The organism is Bradyrhizobium sp., assembly GCF_047605465.1.
Classification (GTDB): Bacteria; Pseudomonadota; Alphaproteobacteria; order Rhizobiales; family Xanthobacteraceae; genus Bradyrhizobium.
On the sequence record NZ_JASGFS010000006.1, the window covers coordinates 1 to 23156 of the forward strand.

The window sequence follows — 23156 nt, forward strand, 5'->3', positions numbered from 1 at the left end:
CATTCCCCGCGGCGGACCTCAAGGAGCGGATTGTAAGCTGAGGATTTTGGGTTGGTCGGGTCGAACAAGAGGACGCGTCCATGCCGCGAGCGGAAGCCGGCGGTCAGCTGCCAGTTCTCGCCCTTGATGTCGTGAACGATGGCCGAGCCGGGCCAAGCCAGCAGGGACGGGACGACAAGTCCGACACCCTTGCCGGATCGGGTAGGTGCAAAACAGAGTACGTGTTCCGGTCCGTCATGGCGGAGGTAGTCGCGATCGAGTTTTCCGAGCACCACACCATCCGGGCCGAGAAGTCCAGCCGCCCGCACCTCCTCCAGACCAGCCCAGCGCGCCGAACCATAGGTCGCGACATTCCTGGCTTCGCGCGCCCGCCACACCGACATGCCGATCGCCACCGCGATCGAAACGAAGGTCCCCGACGCTGCAATTAAGGCTCCCTCGACGAAAACCTGAGGTGCATAGGCGTCAAAGACAAACCACCACCAGAAAAAGATCGGCGGGTAATAGATCTTGAAGCCCAATAGTTCGAACCAGGGCCGCCCAAGCTCCGGTTGCCAGGAGAGCTGCCAGGCCGTCCACTCGGTTGCTCCCCAAATGGCCAGCAAGACGATCAGGCCGACGACGATCACCTGGCCCCAGAGGATTTTGGTTCCGGACATCCCGAACGTCCTTCCGCAACTGATTTGGACTGATTGCTAGAGGCCGAGGTCGCGCTTCCGACCAAAGCCCCATTCGATGCCACCGCCGTCCTTCACGACGCCGGTGACGTGTTGGCCGAGCTTCTTTTCGAGTTCGCGCGACCAGGGCACGAGCTGGAAGCCGAGCCCATTGTCGATCATGGCGAAGCGTCCCGAGGCGAGCGTCAGCCGCTGGCGGTACGTGCCCGCCACGTGCTCCCCGGAGGCGGCGTTCATCTGAGGCAGTCCGGTATTGGCCGAGACTTTTGTTGCCACCTCGTCCAGTTCACGCTGGCGCAACGTGTTCAGGAGGTCGCGCTGCAAAATGATGCGTTGGCCCTGCCGTCGCGCCAGGCCCTCCTGGATCAGATTCTCGGTACGGGCTTCTATGGCGTCGCGAGTCTCGCGACCGAATCCGCCCATGGCGAGCGGCATGGGGTCGCGTTCGACCAGCCTGTGGTCGAGCCAGGTCGCGCCCTTCGCGGTGATTTGCTCGGCGATATCGAGATCGGAGCGGATCGCCAGCATCACGGTCGGCCGCGGATCGCCGGCTTGACCCAAGCGTCGCACCTCGACGATGCCGTCGACCGGTGGTGCGTGTTCGAAGGACTCGATCCCTCGGAAGCGGACGTGGTGCGCGCGTCCGTCTGTTCCGTCGATCAAGGCATAGGCCTCGCCAGTCAGTTCGTCATGCAATCCGCGATCGACCAGCCGACCGATGATCTGTGATGTCGGCTGTCCACCCTCGATGACGTAATCGGCAACGCCGCGCGCTTCCCCACGCTCGGTAAAGGCGCGATGCATGGTCTTGATGATGTCGCCGCGCATGCCGAGGTCGCGTAAGTTACGCTCGGCCTCGAGCCCGACCATCCATTCCCCTGGTGTGGCGGAGGCAGCAAGGCCCATCTTCTCCAAATGTTGAAGACGACCGACCATCAGGCGCCGGATCTCGGGATCGGACTTGCCGGGATCCTCCGGGCGAAGATCGATCGTGCCGGTCTCATCGGCTGCGAGCCGGATCTCCCGATCGAGCCGCGTCCATCGTTCCGCCGTGACCTCCCTCTCCAGCGAATTGCGGATCTCGTGCTCCGGGTTTGGACCCAGTTCGATCGCGACCAGTTCCTCGGCGCGTGAGCGCAGGCCCTGGCCGATGTAGTCGCGAGAGATCACAAGATCCGCCCCTTCCTTATCTACGCCGCGAACGAGAAGATGGACGTGAGGGTTGTCGGTATTCCAGTGATCGACAGCCACCCAATCGAGCCGCGTGCCGAGATCGGTCTCCATCTGCCTGGCGAGGTCGCGGGTAAAGGCCTTCAGGTCGGTCATCTCGCCGGCGTCCTCCGGCGAGACGATGAACCTGAAATGATGCCGGTCGTCCTTGCACCGTTCTGCAAAAGCTGCGCTATCGGCGCGGTCGCTGCCCTCATCGAACATCTCGGCCCGCTCACCACTCCGGGTCACGCCGTCGCGCTTCAGATATGAAAGGTGGGCGGTCAATGATGCTGAGCGGAAGGCTCGCCCTTTGTGCCGAACCGCGCGCGCTTTCACCACAACGCGCCGGGTCGGCTTGAACAACCTGGCGCGGCTAAAAGCGAGGCGCCCCCGGCCAAACGTCGAGCGCCCATAGGCCGCAGAACGCCTGCCAGTTGCGGCCTGACCCGAGGTGTGTCCGGCCTTCTTCGCCGCCCGCAGCACCTGGTTGATGAAGCTCTTTTGCTTTGGCGCGCGGGTACTGCGGATGCGCCCGGGCCGAATACGCAGATCGCTGTCGCCCGCGCTCACGGCAGGGCCTCCCAACGATCAAAAGCGCATATGGTGCCGAAATCGCCTTTCATTGCATTCGCGAAAATGAAGGGCGCGGCACGCGCCCCGACCGACCGGCACGGTAGAACCCAAGCCATGCCAATGGCTTGCGGTTCGACCGGTGAGCCCCTTTTATCTCGCCGTCCCGCCGTCGTGGTCTCCTGGTCGCTGGTTCCCGAAAGAGTTGCCGCGACTTGGCAGCCAACTCGCGAAGCCCCCATTGCTTCCGAGCGCTTGCGATAGCGATCGTTACCCGAAGGGCCGAGACACCCGAAGGGTGGCTTGGTGAGGAGCGAAGCGACGAGTAGAGCGCGGGCCGAAGGCATCGCCCATACGCCATCAGCTTGCGAGCACGCACACTTGGTCATCGCGATACTTCCGCATCCGATCGAGGGACGAACACGCCAATAGTCCGGGGGACCATGGGCGAAACATCCGGCGCCGGGATTGCGGTCGTGACACCGCTCGAGGGCATGAACGCCAGCAACCGATCACGCGTTTTCATGAGATCGGATCGCGTGACGAATAGCGTTGCAGCTGCTGATGACTGTCCGCTGGACGTCCACATCGGCGGCAGTTTGATGGCAAGCAGGTTTGCAAGCTTTGCGACGTATGCTCGTGTCTCGTCTGGCAGAGTGCCGCCTGCGAGATGCTCTTCATAGCGAGATGGTCCCGCATTGTACGCGGCAAACACGCCAGGCGAGCCATACCGATCGAGCAGTTCGCGCAAGTAGGCCGTACCGGCCAGAATGTTGTCGTGCGGGTCGTAGGGATCGTTCCCGAGATTGTAGTGCTCGCGAAGTTCCGCCCAAGTCGCCGGCATGATTTGCATTAGGCCAATGGCACCTTTCGGTGACGTTGCACGCGCGTCTTGGGCGCTTTCGATGTCTAGGACTGCGCGTATCCAGCGCGCGGGCACGCCGAAACGGCGCGAGGCCTGCTCGATAAACTTCGTAAGCGGATCGCCAGCTTGATGACGTTCTGAAGGCTCCGCGGGTCGCGTCTCGGCGACAGCAGCGGCGTTACTCACGGCCAGCACGATGAACAACGGTACGACAGCGCACAGGCTCCCTTCGAACAAGCGCAAGCATGCCGTCGTGCTCGCGCCGGTCCAGGGTAAAGCCGCTTCGCGCCGGCCGTTCGGCCGCCCTGGACCGCCGCTGCGCGCAACGGCTGTGCAATCGTCGGTCGGGACGGAGGAATGGTGCAGCACTTGGCCGAACAGAGGAATAGCCGTTCGGATACTCAACACGGGCACCATCAATCCTCCCAGGTCCACACCGGCCGCGCGCGGCCAATGACAGCCGATGCTGGCAAGAGCCCGAAATAGCGGCCATCCAGCGAGCTGATGGACTGCCAGTTCATGACAAAGAGCTCGCCGTCACCGACGACGCGGCAGCCCTGCCATTTCGGGAGGGGACGGCCACGGCCGTCGCGATCTCGGGCATCGGCTATTTCAATGGCGTCAACCGAAATGGTGAGTCCATTTCGGCAAACGGTCTGCCCGGGAAGCGCCAGCACGCGTTTGAGCATCGGCAATCCAGCCGGAAGGTAGCCGCTCAGATCGAGGAAGGTCGCGAGCGGCTCAGGTGGCTGTAGGGCGAGGAGTTCCGTAACGAATAGTTTGTCTGCTGGCTGCACACGGTAGAGCCCGATCGGTACGCTCTCGGACGCATTCCAGATGTAGGACGGCGTAATGTCCAGAACGATTGGGACGATAAGTGCGACGGCACCGCCGAACATCGTGATCAACGTCTTGATCCGCGGCGTCATCGCATCACCCTCTTTCGATGAAGCCATGCCTGGTGGCGGGCTCTCGTATAGGGGCGCGGGTTTTCGTTGACGGACAGATGGTTGTGAACGTGATGCCAGTGATCGGGCGCAACATCAGCCAGATCGATGCCGAGCGCCTCGATGGCGTCGGTCATCTGCAACACTCGTTCGACCTTCGGCCAGCCAGAGAGACGTAGCAGAATCTCTCCGCCCGGCCTGACATATGGTACCGTCGAACAGCGCTCACCTGGTGCGACCGCGCGCAAGATGTCGATCCGTGAAATGATCGTCCCAAAGTCGTTCGATGTCCAACGGACGAAGGAAAAGATGCTGCCTGGCGCGAATGACAAGACGCGCCGGTGACAATCGAGCTTTCTTTCCCGTACGACGCGACCGAACCGAATGCGGTTTTCAATCCGCTTCTCGAGCCACAACACTTCCACTTCCGTGAGACCGCTCATGCTGCCGCTCCCTGAAGCTCGAACTGCGACCCGTGAGCTTTGGGCTCGGCGAAGTGCTTGTGCGATCTGTGAAGGCAAGCAGGACCGACGGCCCGCCATTGGCGGTCGCCTTCAACGCGGCTTGTGGCCTGTTCCGTTAGAAGAAATCCGAAGGATTTCTGGTTAGTAAAGTTAGAGCGACTGGAAAGCGCGGAAAAACAAGCTCTTAAGCCCGATTCCGGTCCCCGATAGCACGAGGATCGGGTCCCCGATAGCACGAGGGTTGCGGTCCCCGATAGCACGAGCTGATTCACAGGTTGTCCTCCGAATTTGGAAACAGACCGCGCCGGCGCAAGCGTGCCGTTAGGGGATCAACAGGCGTGGGCGCGAAGTTCAGTCGCTCGGTGCCGTTCGGATCGCGTGTGAGCACGAGCTGATAGCCGGGCAACGTCTGGCGCTGGACGATCTGACGTACGTCATAAGCGAAGTGCTTGAGTGGTGAGATGATGCCGGACTTGGCGTGGAGGTGCACAAGGTCAAAACTCCAGCCACCGTGCTGCCGACCGCCGTGCTTGCGCACAAGACGATAAAGCCACCGCTCAAGTCCGCCCGTTAGCTCGAAATAGGCACGGTCGATCGTCAGCACGAGCGCGTCATCGATGACGCCGGCATAGAACCAATCAGGCAGGATCAATTCGAGTCCAAATGGGCGACCATTTACATCGGAAGTCTCCTTCCACTCGTTGATCCAGGAGAAGCGACGGCGTCGCCGTTCTGTCGCTTGTCGGATCGACGTCATCACGGTCGTTGACTGAAGTCTGTCGAGACCCGCCTTCAGCCGGTCATAGTCGCGCGCGCTGGTACCGCGGCCGACAAACGTCAGAATCTCGTAAGGGGTTGCAGCCATCAGACGCGACGTCTTCAGACCTGCGTCACGCGCTTCGACGATCTGGGAGGCAGCCCAGATCAGAACGTCGGCATCCCAAATGGTCGCCATGCCGTGCTCCGGCACGGCTTCGACACGAATTGCGATTGCACCGGCACGGAAGTCGATCGGCACAATGCGCTTGGTCTTTGCGAGCGAAAAGAACGGATAAGCCATCAAATCCTGCGCGTCGCGCGGCGCGAGATCACCGGGCAAAGCCCGAAAGAGGTCAAGCTGGTCGCGCTCGGACTGGTGTTTGCGTCGCATTGTCACTGCTCTCACGCGTGATCAGCGACGTTCCTGGCCTGCATAGGGACGCAGGACCGGATGCCTCTTGGCCGGCAGCACAGTGCCTTTACCGGGATCTGACGTTGACGTCTTGGCGCCGAGATCGGCCCACGCTTTTAGGTCATCCAGGGCGTAGACGACACGCCCGCCGATCTTCCGATAGGTGGGTCCGGTGCCGTACGTGCGGTGCTTCTCGAGCGTACGACCGGAAAGACCAAGATACCGCGCGGCCTCCGGTGTACGCAGGAAACGCGGTGGCAGGCCGGCTATCGGATCGGACATTGGAGAACTCCAGGATGACAGCGCGCTACGAATGGCGGAGCGGCGTGTATGCGGTCATCATGGAGAAGCAAGCTCTCGGAGGGGGATGCCGAATATTGGGGGATCGATTTTCGGCACCCTTGGGGGGCGGGCGCTACTTGTCCCTGAGCACGGGCCGCAAAAGTTTGCGGTAGCCTCCGCGCACGAACGCGAGGCCGCTTTGCACGAGACGGATGGTTCGGCTGCGCAAATCGTGCGTTTTCCAGGCACGATCGGGTATGCGCCTTCCGCCAAACAGAGTCTCAGCGATGCTGCGATAGGTCGCGCCAGCAAGGTACGCAGCGACTGCGCGAAGAGCCGCGCATAGTCGTTCGCGCCGCTGTTTAGACAGGCGATGAAAGCCAGGCCCTGGTGCACGTCCATTCATCGCCCGCCACAGCCGCGTAGCAGCGTGCGCGCGCGCTTCGAAATCACGGTCGAGCGGCAACTCGGCGGCGTAGTGAGCGGCTGCGGTCAGCGGCTGTTTCGACCAGATGCGATGCTCCGTCGAGCCAATGTGCAGCACCGCGTGCCAACCGTCGGCGGCGCGGCACACCTGTCCGGCTGCAAGATCGAGCAACTGTTGAGACGTTGACTTGCGATCAACAGCCTGCGCTGTTGTCACGGGGACAACGGACGCCAGAACCTCAGGTGTCCAAAAGATTACCTGTTCTTTGGAGGACTTTTGCGGGTCATGGGCGAAAGCAAATGCCCCACCTCCTCCTGAATTCTTCGGTCACTTCGCCATCGGGGCTGTTCGCAATCATCGTTTCGTAATCGCGTTGGTAGTCCACATTCATACGAAGCCCTTCCCAGGCGATGTGAGTCATCTCATCGTTCTCTAGGCTCTTAAACGAATCCGGCGATCGCCAGTCGAATTCAGGCATTGCTTCCGCCCATTGCACGCAACCAACAAGGATTGCGGCGCAATAGTTATGAACGAGACGGTTGTAGGAAGCCCCTAGTTTGGCACCACGTGGTGCATGAGAATGACCACCGGCCAGCCAGAGAAAATCGTTCTGGCTGCAAGCCTCTAGTCGGCAACTCTCTTCTATTTTGAGCCGGCGCCGCGCAAGAGACGCCCCTGCTCGGTCACCCATTTGGCGCGCGCAAGATGACTCTGATATGCCGTCCGCGCACGTTCCGGCTCGCGCCCCGGATCGATGTGTAGGACTATTCGAGCAACCTCGCGCCAGTCCGCGCCCTGACCCTCCGCCTGCAGAAGGCGAATGTACGTAACGACATGCTGTTCGTCATAGACCGTCAGCGTCGGCTCGTTCGGCGCGACATCCGCGACGTCAGGATCTAGCTGCGGTTTAGTCATGACCGTCCCAACAAACAGCGAATGATTCTAATCTCCCAGGGAGGCCGAGATTGTCCCGACGTCTCATTTTAGCCTCATTGCGACTTAGCCGACCAGCGAACAACCTGAAATACACACTATAGGAGATAAACCTCATAGTATGTAAAGACGCAACTTGCGCGAATGGACATGCGCAAGTTGGTCGGTCGGAATTTCGCAAGACTGCGGAAGCAGAAGCGCTTCACGCAGGAGAAATTCGCCGAAGTGTCCGGTTTCACGCAGCAGTATATCAGTGACCTGGAGCGCGGTCGCCGTAATCCAACTGTCGTAACCTTGTTTGAACTCGCCAGCACGTTGGGCGTCAGCCACGTCGATCTAGTTCTCCCAGACGAAGAGGCGCGAGCCGAACGACCAAAGCCCGCTAAGCGGAAGTGATCGGCTCGTCGGGAATCCATTTTCAACAATCGTAGAGCCTGACTTTGGCGAGCCGGGCCGGAGGCCCGGCGAGCGCCGGACGCGGATACGCGTCGCCGCCGCCGATCCAGCAAGCCGGATCGGCGGCGACACATGAGGTCATTGGGCGAGCCGCGCAACCGTTGCTAGATTGCGCGCTCCATCAAGCGCCTCGCCTTCCCTTCTAGCTCAAGGCGGGTGTCCTGATGCGTCTTGACGCGGGCCAATGCGGTGATGCCCTGCACGAAATCAAAGATGCTTTCCGGCTTACGATTTTCCTCGCCCAAAACGGTCTCGATGATCTTCGCGGCCTCGGATTTGGAAAACCCGCCTTTACGAAGGAACGTCTCCCGGTCCTCGTCCGTGCGGGCAACGATCCGTTCACGAGCCGCCTTGATGCCAGCGACGAATGGCGCCGGTGAGGAATTGGCAAAGCTGGTCAAAGCCGGGGCAGCTTCGTGCGCGAAACGTTGCGCGGCAAATTTCGAATGCCGGATGGTGATCTCTTCGAAATTCTCCACGCCCCACAGATTGCGGTTCATGCAGACAGCGCGGAGGTAGAAGCTGGCAATCCCTAGCGTCTTGCTACCTACTTCGCTGTTCCAGCAATAAAATCCCCGGAAATACAAGTCCGGTGATCCATCCGGCAGGCGTCCCGCCTCGATCGGGTTGGTATCGTCGACCAGAAACAGAAACACGTCGCGATCACTGGCGTAGAGCGTCGTCGTGTCCTTGGTCACGTCCACAAAGGGATTGTGGGTCATGGTCGCCCAATCCATCACACCCGGGACCTTCCAACGCGTGTCACCCGTGCCGTTGCCCGCGATCCTCATGACGGCCGCGACCAATTCATGATCCCAGATACGGCCATAGTCCGGCCCGGTGACGGCACGAAGCTCAACACGTCCGCCATTGGTCTCCAAGGTTTTCACGAGCTCGGTGCGATGCGACAGCAAGCCGTGTTGCAGGTTGATGGCGGACAAGGCCGCGGGAAGCTGCCTCAGATAGGAGGTCGGCGCACCGACCAGCGTACACAGCTGGCCAAAGCTCCAATGTGTCGGCGCCACCGGCTCGTCGCGTCCGGGCACTGTCAGGGCCAGCCGCTCGGGATTGTCCCGGCTCGCCTCGACCCGGATCGCCCGGCTTTCCACCGTGCGCGCTTGCGCGCGCTCGGCTCGGCCTCGCACCGATTCATAAAGGTCCGGCAAATTCAGAAACCGCTCGTCATCCGGTCGCGCAAACCACTCGGACGACACGCGGCCGATCCGCTGGCCGCGTGATATATCCACGCGGAAGCCGCCGGGAGCAGGCTGTTCGCTTTGGGACCAGGTCATCATGTTCATGGTCGTTCTCCTATGGGCTGAGGTTGAAGCGCAGCGCTGCGCTGCAACCCTGCCCGTCGGCGAGACCTGGGGTAGCAAGGGCAAGGGCGGCCGGAGCGGAGGGGGATCACCCGCCTGGCCAGGGCGCGCCAGCGGCGCGCGTCTGCACGCGCCTGACGACGTCGTCGTCATGATGATCTTTGCGCGGAAGACCGGGGATACCGCTCCGGCCGGCACGGTGTGCCGTGCTTCACCCTTGCCCGCGCGAGGGCGGAGCCCTTAGCAATCTCTTCAAAGAAAATATGCTCTTCCTGCCTTCGAGCAATGCGGTGACGGAAATGCAATAAGCCCCGCCTCCGAGGAGGCGGAGCCGATGATCCCGAAGGATCAGTCGCCGTTGCGGCGGGACCAGATCAGGGTGAAGCCCTCATCGCCTTCGACCTTCACCAGCGAGGCGTAAATCGGGGCCGGGAAGCTCGGATCGTCGAGCTTGACCGAGAGGTATTCGCGGTCGCTGTCGCGGGCGGTCTTCTTCCAGGCAGCGCCGAACTCGGTCACACCGGCGAAAATGCGGTAGTCGGGCGCCTTCTCGTTGTCCTTATCGGATGCGGCGAACCGTGCCTTGATGTTCAGCGTCAGCGTCTTGATCGAGCCGATGTAGCCGTTGTCCGAAGCGGTGAAGGTGCCGATGGTAGCCATGGTGGTCTCCGTTTGTTGCTCGGGCCGCGCCTATCGCAGCCTCGATGGCGATCCTTGGCCCGAGGAGCGATCGGCCCGCAGCCTTCAGGCCCGCAGCGCCAGCGGAGGACGGCGATAGCCTGCTTTTTTGTCTTCCCGCGAGGATGCCGCCCCTTCGCGGCAGGGGAAAAAAGTAGGCGCAGCCGTTGCGGGAAGGCGATCGAGGCTCTTGCCGGCCCTCGGGCCTGATCAGCCCATTCGAGGTTGCGTTGGACGCGCCATGAACGAACTGACGGAGACCACCATGGCGGCCGACACAGGCGCAACACAAGGACGCTGCTGAATCGATCGGACACATGCTGACGTCGGCGCATCAACGGCGAGGAAAACGCACTCCTGCCAACGCTAGCGCCCTCCATCGCGTTCGCGCGTGCCACGACGAAGGTGCCGCTGGTGTGATCCGCTCGGCATCGAGTACGATGCTTCAGTCATCAGACGATCAATCTCGTCCGCGCTCTTCGCTCGCTGTTGATCGGCCAGCACGAGAGGACGATCCCTTAACCCACCGCAGACGGCGTCGATCAGACTGATCGAGGCCTCAAACATGGCGGGGCTTCCGTGCAATGGTCGCCGCTGTGCGCAAAAAAAATCGGCCGCGCGCCGATCAGGCGTGCGGCCGAAATTTTGGAACTTGCCGGGACCGCTCGCGCGGCCCCGGCTCAATCCTCATTCTGCGGCCTGCGAATACGCATCACTGCTCTACGTCTCGTCTTGCGTATCTGACTGATCCTTGGGCTTGGCCGTCCTCAGCAAAGACGGCAGCCAGTCGGTTGCCGCCAGCAACTGTTCGGCGGCTTCCGCCATATCGATCTTCTTCATATCCGCCATGCGCTCGGCCGCCTCGCCGCTTACGCCTTCGCAAACCGCCTCCAGAATACGCGCCTTGGTGACGCGACCCAGATAGCTGCGCACCGTCGGCCGCCAGTATCCGGTCATGTCGAGAGACACGGCTTCCGCCAACCGGTCGGCTGTCGCCATGGCGCGCGGCCGCCGCTCCCACGGCAACTTCACCGCATTGACGGTCAATGCGATGCAATGCGCAAACAAGGCCATGCGGCTATCGTGGTCGAGTTCGGCCACGAAGGTCCAAAGGCCAGTGACGTCCCGGGGCATTTGCCTTGCCCAATTGGCGTGGCGATCCGCCCAAGCCTTGCCGGTCGGTGTATCCTCGATGCCGTCCGCATGCCCAGCCAAATCCGTCTTGACCGGTTGGATGCCGACGACATGCGCATCTGCACCGAGATAGAAGATTTGCGCCGCGAGCGCATGCGTCACCGCCACGATCGCGATTTCGGGCTGTTCGCTCAAATTGAGGCGCAGTCCCAAGGTGCGATGGGCGGCGAGGTCCCGAACGAGAACGTCAGATAGCGGTCGGTCGTCGTCCTCTTCCTCGGCAACGACTTCTTCCCCATCATCACCCTGCGACGCTGGGCCGTCTGTCTCGCCGCCCTCGTTGGGTGCCTGCGCGTCGCTCCCCTCCTCGGTTTCGGCTTGGGGCTTCTCGTCTGCCGGGCGGATGAACCCGCGCTCGATCCGAATGGTGCCGTCGTGATTGAGGATCACGAAAGCGCCACCGCGCGCGATGTCGTCAGGCTCATAGGCTTGCCGCTTCGCTTCCAGCCGCTCGATTTCGGCCTCAAGCTCACCGAACCGCGCATCCACGTCGTCAGCAAGTTCCTCGGCCCCCTGATGCTCTTCCGTCAACCGGTCGAATGTCGTCTGCACCGTTGTAAGAGCGGCCTGATCTTCCGCCGAAAGCTCGACCTGATGCGGGTAGGTTCGCCGCATGCCGTGCGCATGCGGGAAATCAAGCTGGGCTTCCGTCCATTTCCAGCCCTCGGCTGTCCGCACCGCATCGGCTTCACGGCCAAGCTTTGCAGTCACCAATAGATCAAGCAGGGCCACGTCCTCGAGATACCCGCCGCGATCTTCGGTGAAGAGGTCCCGAAGGATCGAGCCGCCCGCTTCCGTGTAGGCCTCGATCCCAACAAAGCGCACGCGGCGGTCGGTTGCGGCGACATGGGTTTCGGTGAGCATGCGGCGGATGGTGCTGGCGTCACGGTTATAAGATAGCCGCTCATAGACACCTTCCTGCCGGACGTGATCGTCGCTGATAGCGAAGGCCATTAATTGTTCAAGGGTGAGATCGCCGTCGCGATAGACCTGCATCAGCTTCGGGGAGACCGCGCCGAGCCGCAGGCGTTGACGCACAACATGTGGCGTCACACCGAAGCGGGCGGCGATTTCCTCCGCGCCGAAGCCCCGTTCTTCCGCCACCTTCTTGAAGGCCTCAAATTGATCTGCGGGATGCATGTTTTCCCGGGTGACGTTCTCGTCCAGGCTGATTTCGTGCGGATCGTTCGCAGTGTCGATGATGCAGCGGATCGGCTCGGTCTTCTTGATCTCCTTCCGCTTCACCCGCAAAAGCTGGGCAAGCCGCCTGCCCTCGCCGATGGTCACGAAATAGAACCCCGTAGCGGTCCCCTCGCCGTCCAACTCTGGTTCCACGACCAGATTTTGCAAGATGCCCTTGGCGGCAATGCTCGCCGCATACGCCTCGATCGCCGCCTCACTGTGGGGCGTCCTGCGCGCGTTCTTCGGCGACTTCTTGAGTTTGTTGAGCGGAATGAACATCTCCGTCCCGCTCTCGGGGATGGTTTCAACGTGCTTGGCCGACATAATCAATCTCCCTTGCTTTCATGGGTGCAGGGCGCACTCCGCGCCTGCGCCCCTGCCCGTCGGCGAGACCGGGGGTAGCAAGTGCCAGGGCGATCCAAGCGGAGGGGGATCACCCGCCCGAAAGGGCCGCTCAAAGAGCGGGTCTGCACGGGCGCATCTCAGTTGTTCTAGAGGGTGAAAGACCAGCGAAAGCGCGGAAGACCGGGGAGACCGATCGGAGCGGCGCCGGCGACAGCCGGCGCTTCACCCTGGTGCGCGCGAGGGGCGGAGCCCATTAGATCTCAAGCGTCAGAATGTTGGGTAAGTCAGCAGGTTAAGACAAATAACAGTGAGAAAATCAAAAGAGGCACCCGCAGGAGGGTCAGCATAGCGCCGACGCGCAGCGGCGGGACCCGGGATCGAGTGCAGTCGCGAGACCGGTTAAGAAGGCACCCGATCCGAAGGGCAGTGATCGCGACGCCGGCATGCAATGACGGCGGGCCCGAGGGCGAGTGCCTCCGGCGAGCGACTCATTATGTCGCGCGAGGGATCGAAGCCGCACGGCCGAGACGCTACGCGGCTCGCTTCACGAGAGCCCGGTGCGGCTCTGGCCGCACGCGCCTCACCGAAGGCCAGCTTAGTCAGGGCACGAATCGGGGGGCTCCTCGCATGCTTCGATCAGCGCGTCAAAGAGAAATGATTTGCAGTCATGGAATGGCGCAGCGCGATCGCGCATGAAATCGCCAGACGGCGGTGGTCAATTTTCAGCGGAGGAAGCGCGGCCGCGCCGAACCGCTTCTGCGGCCAGTCGGCGCTCGATGTAGCTATTGATCGATTCGACTGTGATACGTCGCGATTTGCCTTCGGTATAGCTCTCCAACTCGCCGGTGTTGATAAGCTCGTAAAGCTTTTTACGAGAGACTTGGATCGCCCTCATCGTCTGATTCGGCGATGCTACGAGCGGGGCCTCCAACGCGATAGGCATGACGCGAGACATACGAAGCATCCTGTTATTCCCGAACGTTCCTGAGCTTGCCAGAACGGATTTGCTGCGCAATGCCCTCAGGGGACAAGCGCATTTTCGGATGCTAAGTCGCACGACTTCGCGCTCGATGGGGCCGACGGCTTCGATTTGTTGTTGTGATCGGCAGCTTCCCAAATCGTCCCGAACCGCTGACAAGGCGATTGAGCAAAACCAACTTCTTGCGAATTGGTTGGTTGAGCTGTCCAATATGGTTTAGCTCACTTCGCCAAGGCGGAAAACGTTGGATCCTTGAAGAAATTGCGCCCAGTCTTTCATGAGGGCGCGTCGCTTCTCGAGCTTTTGCCCGCGCTGGTAGGCTGCCGTGGTCTCCGTTTTGTATTTGTGCGCGAGCGCTGCCTCGCGAACTCCATCAGGATAGTCCGTGCACTCTTCGGCCCATGTTGCGAACGTTGAACGAAAACCGTGCACCGTGACGTGGCCGTAGCCCATGCGGTCCAGCACGGCGAGCATCGAATTCTCCGAAAATATTCCACCCTCGGGATTCGGGAAGATTAATTCGTCCTCGGCGCCGTCGCGCAGCTCGTCCAGGATGGCAACAGCGGGAGCTGACAACGGGACGACGTGGTCTTGGTTCATTTTCATGCGCTCGCCAGGGATCTTCCAAGCGGAGGATGGCCGATCGATCTCGGACCGGCGGGCTTCTACTACTTCGTTGGTACGGCAGGCCGTGAGGATGACAAAGCGCAGCATCTTTGCGGCTGTGCCAGCTGCGGCTGCGAGTCCCGTCACGAATTGCGGTGCTTCGGCATAGGGCAGTGCAGGATGATGTCGGACGACGCGTTTCGGTCGCCTTGGAAGCTTCTCGCGTAGCTGTTTGGTGAGCTCGGCGGGATTTCGAAAATCGGCGTCGTCAACATCGACATTCTTCGCGATGATGGTTTCGATCCGTCCGCGGACACGATTGGCCGTCTCTCGCTTCTCCACCCAGATTGGCCGCAACAATTCATAAACGTGGCTGGGCTTGATCTCCGGGATCGTGAGTTTTCCGATTGTCGGGTAAGCGTACCGTTTGAGCGACGACGGCCATTGACTGCGGTGCTTCTTGCTCCAGGTCGACCAGTGCTCGCGTATGTAGATTTCGGCGCATTGCTCGAAGGTAGGCAGGCTGACCTTGGTCTCTACCGCTTTCGCTTCCTCACGCGCCGCTCGCTTCTGTTGCACGATGTCAACGCCAGGCGTGCTTCGATCCCCTTTCACTCGGAGCCGCGCCGCATCTCGAGCTAGGCGAGCGTCCTTTAGCGACACGTCCTTGACCGACCCTAGGCCGAGCCAGCGCTGCTTCCCGTCTTTCCAGTACCGGTAGCTCCAGTTCTTCGATGAGGCACTCGCGATAACGAGGTAGAGTCCGTCGCCGTCGGGATATTTGCCAGGCCGAGTTTCGCGTTCGACGTCGAGGGGCTTGAGTTTGCCGGGCATGTGTGCTCCATCGCGGAATCCGTCCTCCGAACCCACGGTCAAAAGCTACGGTTTGTGCGGTGACTAGGGGTAACATCGCGGCACTAGCCGCGACAGCCTTTGTCGCGCTACTCGTTGTTTTTGCTCTCGATTCGAACAATCGGCTACAGAGGAGAACAGTGTAGTGGCGGAGAGAGTGGGATTCGAACCCACGGTACGGTTTCCCGCACACACGCTTTCCAAGCGTGCGCCTTAAGCCACTCGGCCATCTCTCCGGAGCGCCCTCTCTTGAAGGGGCGCCGACGATTTTGCAAGGGATCGCGGGTAAATCAGGTGAAATTTCCGCAACCGATTGTATTTATTTAAGAATATTGGCCAACCGCCAGCACTTCGGAACCGCCGGCCGGCTGAACCCTTGACGGGTTTGGCGCGACGATTCACTTGAGAGCGCCAAACCCGGTCGGGGACGCCATGACCACCTGCAAGACGATCGCTGCGCTGAGCCTGATTTGGGTCCTGGGGTCCGCAGCCGCCGGGCCGGCCGCCGCCCAGGTCTGCACCCGACAGGGCGTCGATGTGAGCTGCGATGACGGGCGGCGCGGAGTGCTTTCGGGTGACGCCATCCTCTGGCCGGACGGCACACGCTCAAGCGCAGCGCCGCATCCAAGCGTCATCATCGGCAACAAGAGTTCCGTGCATGTCGGTCCCGGCGTATTCGTCGGCCAGGGCAAGGGCATGGTGCCGCTGGATGACCCCAACGCGCCGAACACGCGGCAATGCGCGATCCTGGACGGCGTGTCGTACTGCTATTGAAGTAGCGCGTTCGCAGAGTCACGTCCGGGCTTCTCCCGAACAGCTACGTCCTGTGTGTGCGGATGACGCGGCGACGACTGAGAAGCGCGGCCTCGGCGCCAAGCCTCAGATCAGCCTCACGCCTGAAATCGCCGATTTGAGCCAGCGCAGCGCCTGCGGCGGTTGAGCGGCGAGCGGGGCAACGGCGGCCTTTGCAAGCCGACACTTCTCGAGTTCGGCGACGAAATCGGCGGACCATTGCTGGATGGTGTGACCGCGCAACGTCTTCATCATCGCTTCCCAGCGCATCTTGCGCTCGGCGAGCGGCATCGCGGCAGCAGTCGCGATCGCACGCGCCATTCCATCAATGTCGTGCGGATTGACCAGCAGCGCGGTCTCGAGCTCGTTGGCGGCACCGGCGAATTTCGACAGCACCAACACGCCGGGGTCGGCCGGGCTCTGGGCCGCGACATATTCCTTTGCGACAAGGTTCATGCCGTCATGCAGCGGGGTTACCACGCCGATCTGCGCGGTGCGATACAGGCCCGCAAGCACGGCCTGGCTGAAGCCCTTGTTGAGATAGCGGATCGGCGTCCAGTCGACCTCGCCATGGCGACCGTTGACGTCGCTGACCAGGCGCGCGACGTCGTTTTGGAGATTGCCGTACGCCTCGATGCCGCCGCGCGACGGGTTCGCGATCTGCAGCAGCGAAATGCTGCGCTGGAACTGCGGGTGTTCGGTCCACAGACGGTCGAACGCGCTGATGCGGTTGACCAGCCCCTTGGAATAATCGAGCCGGTCGACGCCGATCGCGAGCCGCTCGCCGTTGAGACTGCGACGCAGGCGCGACACGTCCGGATGAGAAGCCGACTTCGCGGCATATTGCGCGAACTTCTCCGCATCGATACCGATCGGAAACACTTCGCAACGCGTGCGGCCGTGCTGCGAGACGGCAACGCCGTCTTCGACGGCGAGGCCAAGCTCGCTGGCGACATAACCCAGGAAATTCTGACAATCCTCCTCGGTCTGGAAGCCGAGAAGATCGTAGGCCAGCATCGCCGTGATCAGCTCGCGATGATTGGGTACGCCCTGCATCACGGCGGCAACCGGCCACGGCGTGTGCAGGAAGAAGCCGATCGGATCGTCGACGCCGAGATCCCGCAGCTCCGCACCGAGCGCGAGGAAATGATAATCCTGCACCCAGAAGGCGGTCTGGCTCTTGCGGAAACGCATCAAGGCACGCGCCATGAAGGCGTTGACCTCGCGATAGCTGACATAGTCGTCGCGGGAAACGCGGATCAGGTCGCTGCGTGAATGCAGCGCCGGCCACAGCGCCGAATTGGCGAAGCCTTCGTAATAACCACCGTAGTGCGCCGCCGGCAGATCCAGCGTCGCAATCGCACCCGATCCGAGCGCTTCCACCTCGGCGAACGGTTCCTTCTGATGGCCATCGCGCACGCGGCCGGAGGAACCGACCCAGATGGCACCGGAATTTTCCACCACGGGAAGCAACGCCGCAGCCAAGCCGCCCGTCATGGGCTCATTGGGTTTGCCGCGCGCAACTCGATTCGAAACGACAACTAAGTTCACAGGTCGTCCCCTCCTGTTCATTCCACCCCGTTTAACTGCCGTTCATCAATATGGTTCCTGTTCACCGTTTCAACGAATTGAAACCAAAATCAGGCGCGCGCGTTGGAACCAGTTTTTCCATCGGAACCCAAAAATCTCCTGCAAAGACAGCTTTCGTAGCGACGTCGCGCAACGCGAATGGCTCCCGCGATGGAACCGCGTGAGCGACATCGAGCGACATTATGTCTCTGAGGTGGCGGCGCCTTGGTTTTACCGCGTGTCGTCGAGCAGACGCGCAAGGAACTCGCGCACATCACTCGGCGCATCGAAGTGACCGTTCACACCCATGGCGCGACGGCCTACCGAGAAAGCGAGCCCGTTCATGTCTGGCATGATCGCAAACACGGTCTCGTCAGTGACGTCGTCGCCGATGAAGATCGGACGCCGTCCCCTGAACGGCTCATGCTTCATCAATTCGCGCACGCCGCTCGCCTTGTTGAATCCGGAATGCTTGATCTCGCAGACGAACTTGCCGGGCAGTACCTCGATCGGCGCGTTGGGCAGGTCGGCGCGAATGAGCGACACGGCCTCGAAGATCGCCTTCTCCGCATGCGGCGCGAGGCGATAATGCAGCGCGAGCGAATAGCCCTTGTCCTCGAGCAGAATGCCCGGGCTGAGCTTCGCGATCGCGGCCAGCCGACGCTTCAACTCCTTGTCCATCGGCGGCGCGTGCACGTCGTCGGCTTCATGCCCCACCGACAGGCGCATTTCCGCGCCATGGCCACCCACGGCGCGAAAGACGTCGGGCGCGAAAATCAGGTCGATGTCGTTCAGCGAGCGTCCGCTGACCAGCGCCAGCGCGCCCGACGTACGCTCCACGAGCCGGTTGAGCGTGTCCGACAGGCCCGGCGGCACCCACACCTCGCGCGGCGTCGGCATGAGATCGAGCAGCGTGCCGTCGATGTCGAGCAGGATCGCCGTCTCGTTCAAATGCGGCACAAGCGCATGCGGCACCGGCACCGTTTCCGGAGCATCATTGCCGTCGCGCATGATTCGTTCGTCGTTCAATGGCCGTTCCGCCAGTTCCGATGTCATAGTCTACTCCATTAAGGCGAGCGGTCGCGCGATTTGTTCGAGCGATTTGCGTTCCGCGGCGATGGCGTAGCGCCACGCCACGATCGCGGCCGCGATCATCAGGAATGCCCCCAGCAAATACCCGGCGAACACGCTGGTGCGTGAACCCGTGTCGATCAGCGCGCCAAACAAGGCCGGCCCGGCCACGCCGCCGATGCCGGTGCCGACCGCGTAGAACACCGCGATCGCCAGCGCGCGGACCTCCAGCGGGAACGTCTCGCTGACGGTCAGATAGGCCGCGCTCGCGGCCGGCGATGCGAAGAAGAAGATCACCATCCAGGCGATCGTCTGCCCCTGCGCGCTGAGCGCGCCGATCGAGAACAGGTAGCCCGACAGCGCGAGCAACAGGCCGGAGACACCGTAGGTGAACATGATCATGACGCGGCGCCCGAGCGTATCGAACAATCGTCCCAGCAACAGCGGACCGAGGAAATTACCCGCGGCGAAGGGCAGGAGGTACCAGCCGACGTGATCGGCGCTGATGCCGTAGAAATCGGTCAGCACCAGCGCGAAGGTGAAGAAGATCGCATTGTAGAAGAACGCCTGCGCACTCATCAGGACGAGGCCGACCAGCGCGCGCTGACGATAGGCGGAGAACAGCGTGTGCACGACTTCGCGGATCGGCGTGTGATCGCGCATCTTCAGGCGGATCGTCGCGAAACCGCCGTCTCTGGCATCCTGGTCATGCCCGATCACCGAACGCTCGATGTCGTCGACGATGGCGTGAGCCTGCTCGGGATGGCCGTGGATCATCAGCCAGCGCGGGCTTTCCGGAATCCACATCCGCATCAGCAGCACCACGAGGCCGATGGCCGCGCCGATGAGATAAGCGAGACGCCAGCCGAGATCGGGCCCGACCACCGCTGGATCGAGCAGCACGATGGCGGCCACCGCGCCCATCGCGGCGCCGATCCAGAAACTGCCGTTGATGACGAGGTCGGTCCAGCCGCGATAGCGTGCCGGCACCAGTTCCTGGATGGTCGAATTGATCGCAGTGTATTCGCCGCCGATGCCTGCGCCCGTCAGGAAGCGAAACAGCGCATAGCTCGCGACATTCCAGGACAAGGCGGTCGCCGCGGTTGCCGTGAGATAAAGCGCGAGCGTGATGAAGAACAGCTTCTTGCGGCCGATGCGATCGGTGAGCCAGCCGAAACCGAGCGCGCCGAGCACCGCGCCGGCGAGATAGGCGGAGTTGGCGATGCCGAGATCGAAGTTGGAGAAGTGCAGCGACGTGCTCTGCTTCAGCGCGCCCGAGAGTGCGCCCGCCAGCGTCACCTCGAGCCCGTCGAGTATCCAGGTGATGCCCAGCGCCAGCACCACGCGGGTGTGAAACCCGCTCCAGGGCAGCGCGTCGAGCCGCGCAGGAATGCTGGTTTCGACGATCCGGTCGGCCGTCGTCGCCGCCGTGACCGCAGAACCAAGACTCAGCGCCGGGCTTTGCTGCAATTCCATCGCGTTGTTGCGCCTGACCAATGCCACCGGCCCCGGTTCACATGATGTGGACGGGGCCCAATCCGATCATGGGGATGCGGCATTTTGCCTGCCGCTTGCGACAACGTCCGCAGCGAGACCAGGTTCCCATGGGAACGCGGCCCGGGCCCGCCCGTTTCCGATGGAGCTGCAAGGAGTTGACGCATGGGTCACGTCAGAAAGACGACACATTCGCGCAAGAGCAGCAGCCGCAGAACCGCGCGCAAGACAAGAACTACGAAGACATCTCGACACGCCGCGACGAAGCGCTGGTCGCAGCGTGTCACCACAGAGAGCGATGCGCTCGACCTGAAGCGCGGGGTGTTCAAGCTGACCAGCGCAAGGAAGATCGCCGCTTCGCTCAAACTCTCGGCCGAGCACAGCACGCGGCGAAAGAGCGGCGCCTATCGCTCGGCGCGGTCGATGCTCACCTTCTACATCAATCGCGCCGGCAAGACGCTGCCGAAGACCGAACGCATGCGGCTGGAGCGCGCGAAGGTGGAACTGAAGCGGGTATTCGGGCGGACGTGAGATTCATCGTCACGTCGTCCTGGGCAAGCGGCGCATGGATCCAGTCCCTGGCCGACACCCGGTTGACGGCGACTCGTGGTTGGCTGCTCGGACCACGATGTGCCCTGGAGTAGTTGGTCCTGGCGTTCGCCAGGACGACGGCGGCGAGTGAGGCCGACGGCGAAGAGCGAGGCGTTGGAAGCGCTTCAACCCCGCAGCCAACCCTATGCAGCGCGGATGTTCGCCATGAAGCGATCGAGTTCGGCGCGCAGGCGGGTGCTTTCGCTGGAGAGGGTCTGCGCCGAGTTCAACACTTCTTCCGAAGCCGTACCGGTCTCGGCGGCACCGCGATTGACCTGACCGATGTCGGTCGCCGCGGCCTGGGTGCCCTGTGCGACGTTCTGGACGCTGCGGGCGATTTCCTGCGTCGCCGCACCCTGCTCCTCCACTGCGCTCGCGATCGACGTCGCGATCGTCGAGATCGTGCCGATGGTCGTGCCGATCTCCTTGATCGCGGCGACCGATTCGGCCGTGGCGCCCTGCATGCCGGCGATGTGCGAGGAGATCTCGTCGGTCGCCCTCGCCGTCTGGCTCGCCAGCGATTTCACTTCGCTCGCAACCACCGCGAAGCCGCGGCCGGCTTCGCCCGCGCGCGCCGCTTCGATGGTGGCGTTGAGCGCCAGAAGATTGGTCTGCTCGGCGATCGCCGTGATCAGCTTGACCACTTCGCCGATCTGCTGGGCCGCGTGCGACAACTTGCCGATGCGGCCATCGGTCTCTCTGGCCTGCACCACGGCGGCCTCGGCGATGCGGCTGGAGTCGCGGACCTGGCGGCCGATCTCCTCGACCGACGCCGAGAGCTCCTCGGTGGCCGTTGCGACCGACTGCATGTTGCTCGAGGCCTGCTCGGAGACGCCGGCGACCTGGCTCGACAGCGCCTGCGTGGTCTCGGCGGTGCGCGTCAGCGTGGAAGCGGCCGATTCGAGCTGCACGGCCGAGGCCGAGACGTTGGATACGATGGCGCCGACGGCGGTCTCGAAATCGTCGGCGAAGCGGATCAGCTCGGAGCGGCGGCCTGCAGCCTGTTCCCTGTTCTGGGTTTCGCTCGCGGCAGCATCGCGCTCGGCCTTCGCCACCGCCTGGAGCTTGAACTCCTCGACCGCGCCGGCCATCTCGCCGATCTCGTCCCTGCGTCCGAGGCCGGGCAGCACGACGTCGAAATTGCCCGAGGCGAGCTCATGCATCGCCTTGCACATCGCGATCATCGGACGCGAGATGCCGGTGCCGAGCAGGAAGGCGAGCACGACGCCGAGCAGCGTCCCGCCGACGGCCAGCATCAGAATGAATCGCTCGGTCTGCCCGATGGCCGCTTCGGACTCCGACCCGAGCCGCTGCTGCTCGGCGACGAGGTCCGCCTTCATGGCCGTGGCACCCCGAAGGATGGCTCCGGCGGAGCCGCTCATCTCGGTGACGAGCTCATCGACCATCCTGGCGTTGGCGATCAGCTTCTCCAGCGCTTCGCGATAGGCCACGAGCAGCGCCTTGGCATCCTTCAGGCCGGCGACGACCTTCTCGTCCATGGAATAGACCGCACCCAGCGAATTCTCGACGAATTTGAGTCGCGCCAGTGCGCTGGTAGCGATCGCCTGATCGGACGTCAGGACGAAATTGGTCGCGGCCGCACTCGCGGTCTGGAACTGGGCGTTGACCTGCTTGGTGCCGAACTCGATCGACTGCGCCTCGGAATCGGAAGCGTTGTTGCCGATGTCGTCGAGCTTGTATTTCAGCAGGTTGGCGTTCCGGGCGAGCTGATTCTGGACCAGCAGCGCGCTGTCGCGCTTGGCCTGGAGAACTCTGGCAAAGGTCGCTGAGAAGTTCGAGAATTCCTTGGCGAGCTTGTCGAGGCTCGCCTGCCGCGCCGGAGTCTTGGCGCCCTTGACGGCCTGTTCGATGGCAGTCTTCAGGCTGGCTTCGGCATCCAGCGCCGCCTTGGCATCGTCCTCCTTGCCGGTGACGACGAAATATCTGACGGCGGATCGGTAGCCGAGCAGGTCACGATCGATGGTGCGGGCAAGATCGGCCTCGGATACGCTGGCGCGGTAGGACCCGACGCCCGACGAAACCCGCTCGAAACCGAAGAAAGAGAAGGCCATGCTGCCGGCCGAGATCACCAGCACCGCGGCAAAGCCCAGGATGATCTTGGCGCGGAACCGGAGGGTCGGCAAAATTGCACGCTTCGACGGCGACGCGATACGCCCGGACATTCCCACCCCCATTTTCTATTTCGACCGCGATCGGGAGGCGCCCCCGCCCCCCAAACCGGATGCGCAAAACTAGGGCAGAATGGATAAAGGGCGGTAAATTCAGCACGACCGCGCGATCTTCAGGCCGAACCTTCCGGTTCTATCCGTCCGTCAAGTCGGCCTGCGGCCGACCGAGTGCCGCAAGGGTTGGCATCCCAGGATCGTCTTTCCGCCCGCGCAAGCCTTTGCGCCGTCGTCGGGATCGATGACTTTTCAAGGGCCGGGGCGACCAAAATCCTAGTTGCAAAGTTCCGGGTC

General features: G+C 62.4%; 22 protein-coding genes and 1 tRNA gene. 3 read left to right on the plus strand and 20 right to left on the minus strand.

Going from position 1 to position 23156, the window contains the following annotated elements:
- From QM712_RS08220 to QM712_RS08265, 10 genes are all read right to left on the minus strand, one after another.
- The coding region (locus QM712_RS08220) for a type IV secretory system conjugative DNA transfer family protein (RefSeq protein ID WP_415022576.1) at positions 1–659 on the minus strand (659 nt) is incomplete at its 3' end.
- A gap of 36 nt (positions 660–695) precedes the next feature.
- On the minus strand, positions 696–2459 hold the full coding sequence (locus QM712_RS08225; protein WP_415022577.1) for a relaxase/mobilization nuclease domain-containing protein: 1764 nt from the start codon (positions 2457–2459) through the stop codon (positions 696–698).
- A 385-nt stretch (positions 2460–2844) separates the two neighbouring features.
- The gene (locus tag QM712_RS08230; RefSeq protein WP_415022578.1) at positions 2845–3567 is read right to left on the minus strand and encodes a lytic transglycosylase domain-containing protein; all 723 of its coding nucleotides are present in this window, start codon (positions 3565–3567) and stop codon (positions 2845–2847) included.
- A gap of 173 nt (positions 3568–3740) precedes the next feature.
- Positions 3741–4253, minus strand: coding sequence for a S26 family signal peptidase (locus QM712_RS08235; protein WP_415022579.1), 513 nt, complete (start codon positions 4251–4253; stop codon positions 3741–3743).
- Positions 4250–4714 carry a DUF2840 domain-containing protein gene (locus tag QM712_RS08240; protein ID WP_415022580.1) on the minus strand — a complete coding sequence of 155 codons (465 nt, stop codon included), beginning with the start codon at positions 4712–4714 and terminating at the stop codon, positions 4250–4252. Before QM712_RS08240 ends, QM712_RS08235 begins: the two co-directional genes overlap by 4 nt.
- A gap of 289 nt (positions 4715–5003) precedes the next feature.
- Positions 5004–5885 (minus strand): replication initiator protein A, encoded by an 882-nt coding sequence (locus QM712_RS08245; protein ID WP_415022581.1) that lies wholly within the window; start codon positions 5883–5885, stop codon positions 5004–5006.
- 21 nt (positions 5886–5906) lie between these two features.
- Positions 5907–6188: a helix-turn-helix transcriptional regulator gene (locus tag QM712_RS08250; protein WP_415022582.1), complete on the minus strand. Its 282-nt coding sequence runs from the start codon at positions 6186–6188 to the stop codon at positions 5907–5909.
- A 133-nt stretch (positions 6189–6321) separates the two neighbouring features.
- Positions 6322–6831, minus strand: coding sequence for a DUF2285 domain-containing protein (locus QM712_RS08255; RefSeq protein ID WP_415022583.1), 510 nt, complete (start codon positions 6829–6831; stop codon positions 6322–6324).
- Positions 6832–6898: 67 nt separating this feature from the next.
- Entirely contained in the window at positions 6899–7093 is a 195-nt protein-coding gene (locus tag QM712_RS08260; protein WP_415022584.1) for a transcriptional regulator domain-containing protein, read from the minus strand.
- 164 nt (positions 7094–7257) lie between these two features.
- Complete coding sequence (locus tag QM712_RS08265) at positions 7258–7530, minus strand: DUF2285 domain-containing protein (RefSeq protein WP_415022585.1); 273 nt, start codon at positions 7528–7530, stop codon at positions 7258–7260.
- Positions 7531–7698: 168 nt separating this feature from the next.
- Between QM712_RS08265 and QM712_RS08270 the strand changes: the two genes are divergently transcribed.
- Positions 7699–7944: a helix-turn-helix domain-containing protein gene (locus QM712_RS08270; protein ID WP_415022586.1), complete on the plus strand. Its 246-nt coding sequence runs from the start codon at positions 7699–7701 to the stop codon at positions 7942–7944.
- A gap of 164 nt (positions 7945–8108) precedes the next feature.
- On the opposite strand, the gene QM712_RS08275 is transcribed toward QM712_RS08270, so the two are convergent.
- From QM712_RS08275 to QM712_RS08300, 6 genes are all read right to left on the minus strand, one after another.
- Positions 8109–9305, minus strand: coding sequence for a DUF932 domain-containing protein (locus tag QM712_RS08275; RefSeq protein WP_415022587.1), 1197 nt, complete (start codon positions 9303–9305; stop codon positions 8109–8111).
- Positions 9306–9671: 366 nt separating this feature from the next.
- A complete protein-coding gene (locus QM712_RS08280) occupies positions 9672–9983 on the minus strand; it encodes a DUF736 domain-containing protein (RefSeq protein WP_415022588.1) in 312 nt (103 codons plus the stop codon).
- A gap of 738 nt (positions 9984–10721) precedes the next feature.
- Entirely contained in the window at positions 10722–12701 is a 1980-nt protein-coding gene (locus tag QM712_RS08285) for a ParB/RepB/Spo0J family partition protein (RefSeq protein ID WP_415022589.1), read from the minus strand.
- 736 nt (positions 12702–13437) lie between these two features.
- The gene (locus tag QM712_RS08290; protein ID WP_415022590.1) at positions 13438–13677 is read right to left on the minus strand and encodes a helix-turn-helix domain-containing protein; all 240 of its coding nucleotides are present in this window, start codon (positions 13675–13677) and stop codon (positions 13438–13440) included.
- A 240-nt stretch (positions 13678–13917) separates the two neighbouring features.
- Positions 13918–15141: a tyrosine-type recombinase/integrase gene (locus QM712_RS08295; RefSeq protein ID WP_415022591.1), complete on the minus strand. Its 1224-nt coding sequence runs from the start codon at positions 15139–15141 to the stop codon at positions 13918–13920.
- A gap of 164 nt (positions 15142–15305) precedes the next feature.
- A tRNA-Ser gene (locus QM712_RS08300) sits at positions 15306–15395 on the minus strand.
- Positions 15396–15591: 196 nt separating this feature from the next.
- Here QM712_RS08300 and QM712_RS08305 point away from each other — a divergent pair.
- Positions 15592–15933: a hypothetical protein gene (locus QM712_RS08305; RefSeq protein ID WP_415022592.1), complete on the plus strand. Its 342-nt coding sequence runs from the start codon at positions 15592–15594 to the stop codon at positions 15931–15933.
- Between the two features lie 105 nt (positions 15934–16038).
- Here QM712_RS08305 and QM712_RS08310 read toward each other — a convergent pair whose 3' ends face one another.
- The 3 genes from QM712_RS08310 to QM712_RS08320 form a co-directional block, all read right to left on the minus strand.
- Positions 16039–17502 carry a trehalose-6-phosphate synthase gene (locus QM712_RS08310; RefSeq protein WP_415022593.1) on the minus strand — a complete coding sequence of 488 codons (1464 nt, stop codon included), beginning with the start codon at positions 17500–17502 and terminating at the stop codon, positions 16039–16041.
- 249 nt (positions 17503–17751) lie between these two features.
- Positions 17752–18576: a trehalose-phosphatase gene (otsB, locus tag QM712_RS08315; protein WP_415022594.1), complete on the minus strand. Its 825-nt coding sequence runs from the start codon at positions 18574–18576 to the stop codon at positions 17752–17754.
- Positions 18577–18579: 3 nt separating this feature from the next.
- The gene (locus tag QM712_RS08320) at positions 18580–20067 is read right to left on the minus strand and encodes an MFS transporter (RefSeq protein ID WP_415022739.1); all 1488 of its coding nucleotides are present in this window, start codon (positions 20065–20067) and stop codon (positions 18580–18582) included.
- A 183-nt stretch (positions 20068–20250) separates the two neighbouring features.
- On the opposite strand from QM712_RS08320, the gene QM712_RS08325 reads away from it, so the two are divergent.
- A complete protein-coding gene (locus QM712_RS08325; protein ID WP_415022595.1) occupies positions 20251–20616 on the plus strand; it encodes a DUF3175 domain-containing protein in 366 nt (121 codons plus the stop codon).
- Positions 20617–20819: 203 nt separating this feature from the next.
- On the opposite strand, the gene QM712_RS08330 is transcribed toward QM712_RS08325, so the two are convergent.
- Positions 20820–22859, minus strand: a complete 2040-nt coding sequence (locus QM712_RS08330) for a methyl-accepting chemotaxis protein (protein ID WP_415022596.1) — start codon at positions 22857–22859, stop codon at positions 20820–20822.
- Positions 22860–23156 lie beyond the last annotated feature (297 nt).

What these genes read in the sequence shown, in the direction of transcription:
- QM712_RS08235 (WP_415022579.1), bottom strand. Translation starts at nt 4,253, where the DNA reads ATGACGCCGCGGATCAAGACGTTGATCACGATGTTCGGCGGTGCCGTC.
- QM712_RS08240 (WP_415022580.1), bottom strand. Translation starts at nt 4,714, where the DNA reads ATGAGCGGTCTCACGGAAGTGGAAGTGTTGTGGCTCGAGAAGCGGATT.
- QM712_RS08245 (WP_415022581.1), bottom strand. Translation starts at nt 5,885, where the DNA reads ATGCGACGCAAACACCAGTCCGAGCGCGACCAGCTTGACCTCTTTCGG.
- QM712_RS08250 (WP_415022582.1), bottom strand. Translation starts at nt 6,188, where the DNA reads ATGTCCGATCCGATAGCCGGCCTGCCACCGCGTTTCCTGCGTACACCG.
- QM712_RS08260 (WP_415022584.1), bottom strand. Translation starts at nt 7,093, where the DNA reads ATGCCTGAATTCGACTGGCGATCGCCGGATTCGTTTAAGAGCCTAGAG.
- QM712_RS08265 (WP_415022585.1), bottom strand. Translation starts at nt 7,530, where the DNA reads ATGACTAAACCGCAGCTAGATCCTGACGTCGCGGATGTCGCGCCGAAC.
- QM712_RS08270 (WP_415022586.1), top strand. Translation starts at nt 7,699, where the DNA reads ATGCGCAAGTTGGTCGGTCGGAATTTCGCAAGACTGCGGAAGCAGAAG.
- QM712_RS08275 (WP_415022587.1), bottom strand. Translation starts at nt 9,305, where the DNA reads ATGAACATGATGACCTGGTCCCAAAGCGAACAGCCTGCTCCCGGCGGC.
- QM712_RS08280 (WP_415022588.1), bottom strand. Translation starts at nt 9,983, where the DNA reads ATGGCTACCATCGGCACCTTCACCGCTTCGGACAACGGCTACATCGGC.
- QM712_RS08285 (WP_415022589.1), bottom strand. Translation starts at nt 12,701, where the DNA reads ATGTCGGCCAAGCACGTTGAAACCATCCCCGAGAGCGGGACGGAGATG.
- QM712_RS08290 (WP_415022590.1), bottom strand. Translation starts at nt 13,677, where the DNA reads ATGTCTCGCGTCATGCCTATCGCGTTGGAGGCCCCGCTCGTAGCATCG.
- QM712_RS08295 (WP_415022591.1), bottom strand. Translation starts at nt 15,141, where the DNA reads ATGCCCGGCAAACTCAAGCCCCTCGACGTCGAACGCGAAACTCGGCCT.
- QM712_RS08305 (WP_415022592.1), top strand. Translation starts at nt 15,592, where the DNA reads ATGACCACCTGCAAGACGATCGCTGCGCTGAGCCTGATTTGGGTCCTG.
- otsB (WP_415022594.1), bottom strand. Translation starts at nt 18,576, where the DNA reads ATGACATCGGAACTGGCGGAACGGCCATTGAACGACGAACGAATCATG.
- QM712_RS08320 (WP_415022739.1), bottom strand. Translation starts at nt 20,067, where the DNA reads ATGGAATTGCAGCAAAGCCCGGCGCTGAGTCTTGGTTCTGCGGTCACG.
- QM712_RS08325 (WP_415022595.1), top strand. Translation starts at nt 20,251, where the DNA reads ATGGGTCACGTCAGAAAGACGACACATTCGCGCAAGAGCAGCAGCCGC.
- QM712_RS08330 (WP_415022596.1), bottom strand. Translation starts at nt 22,859, where the DNA reads ATGTCCGGGCGTATCGCGTCGCCGTCGAAGCGTGCAATTTTGCCGACC.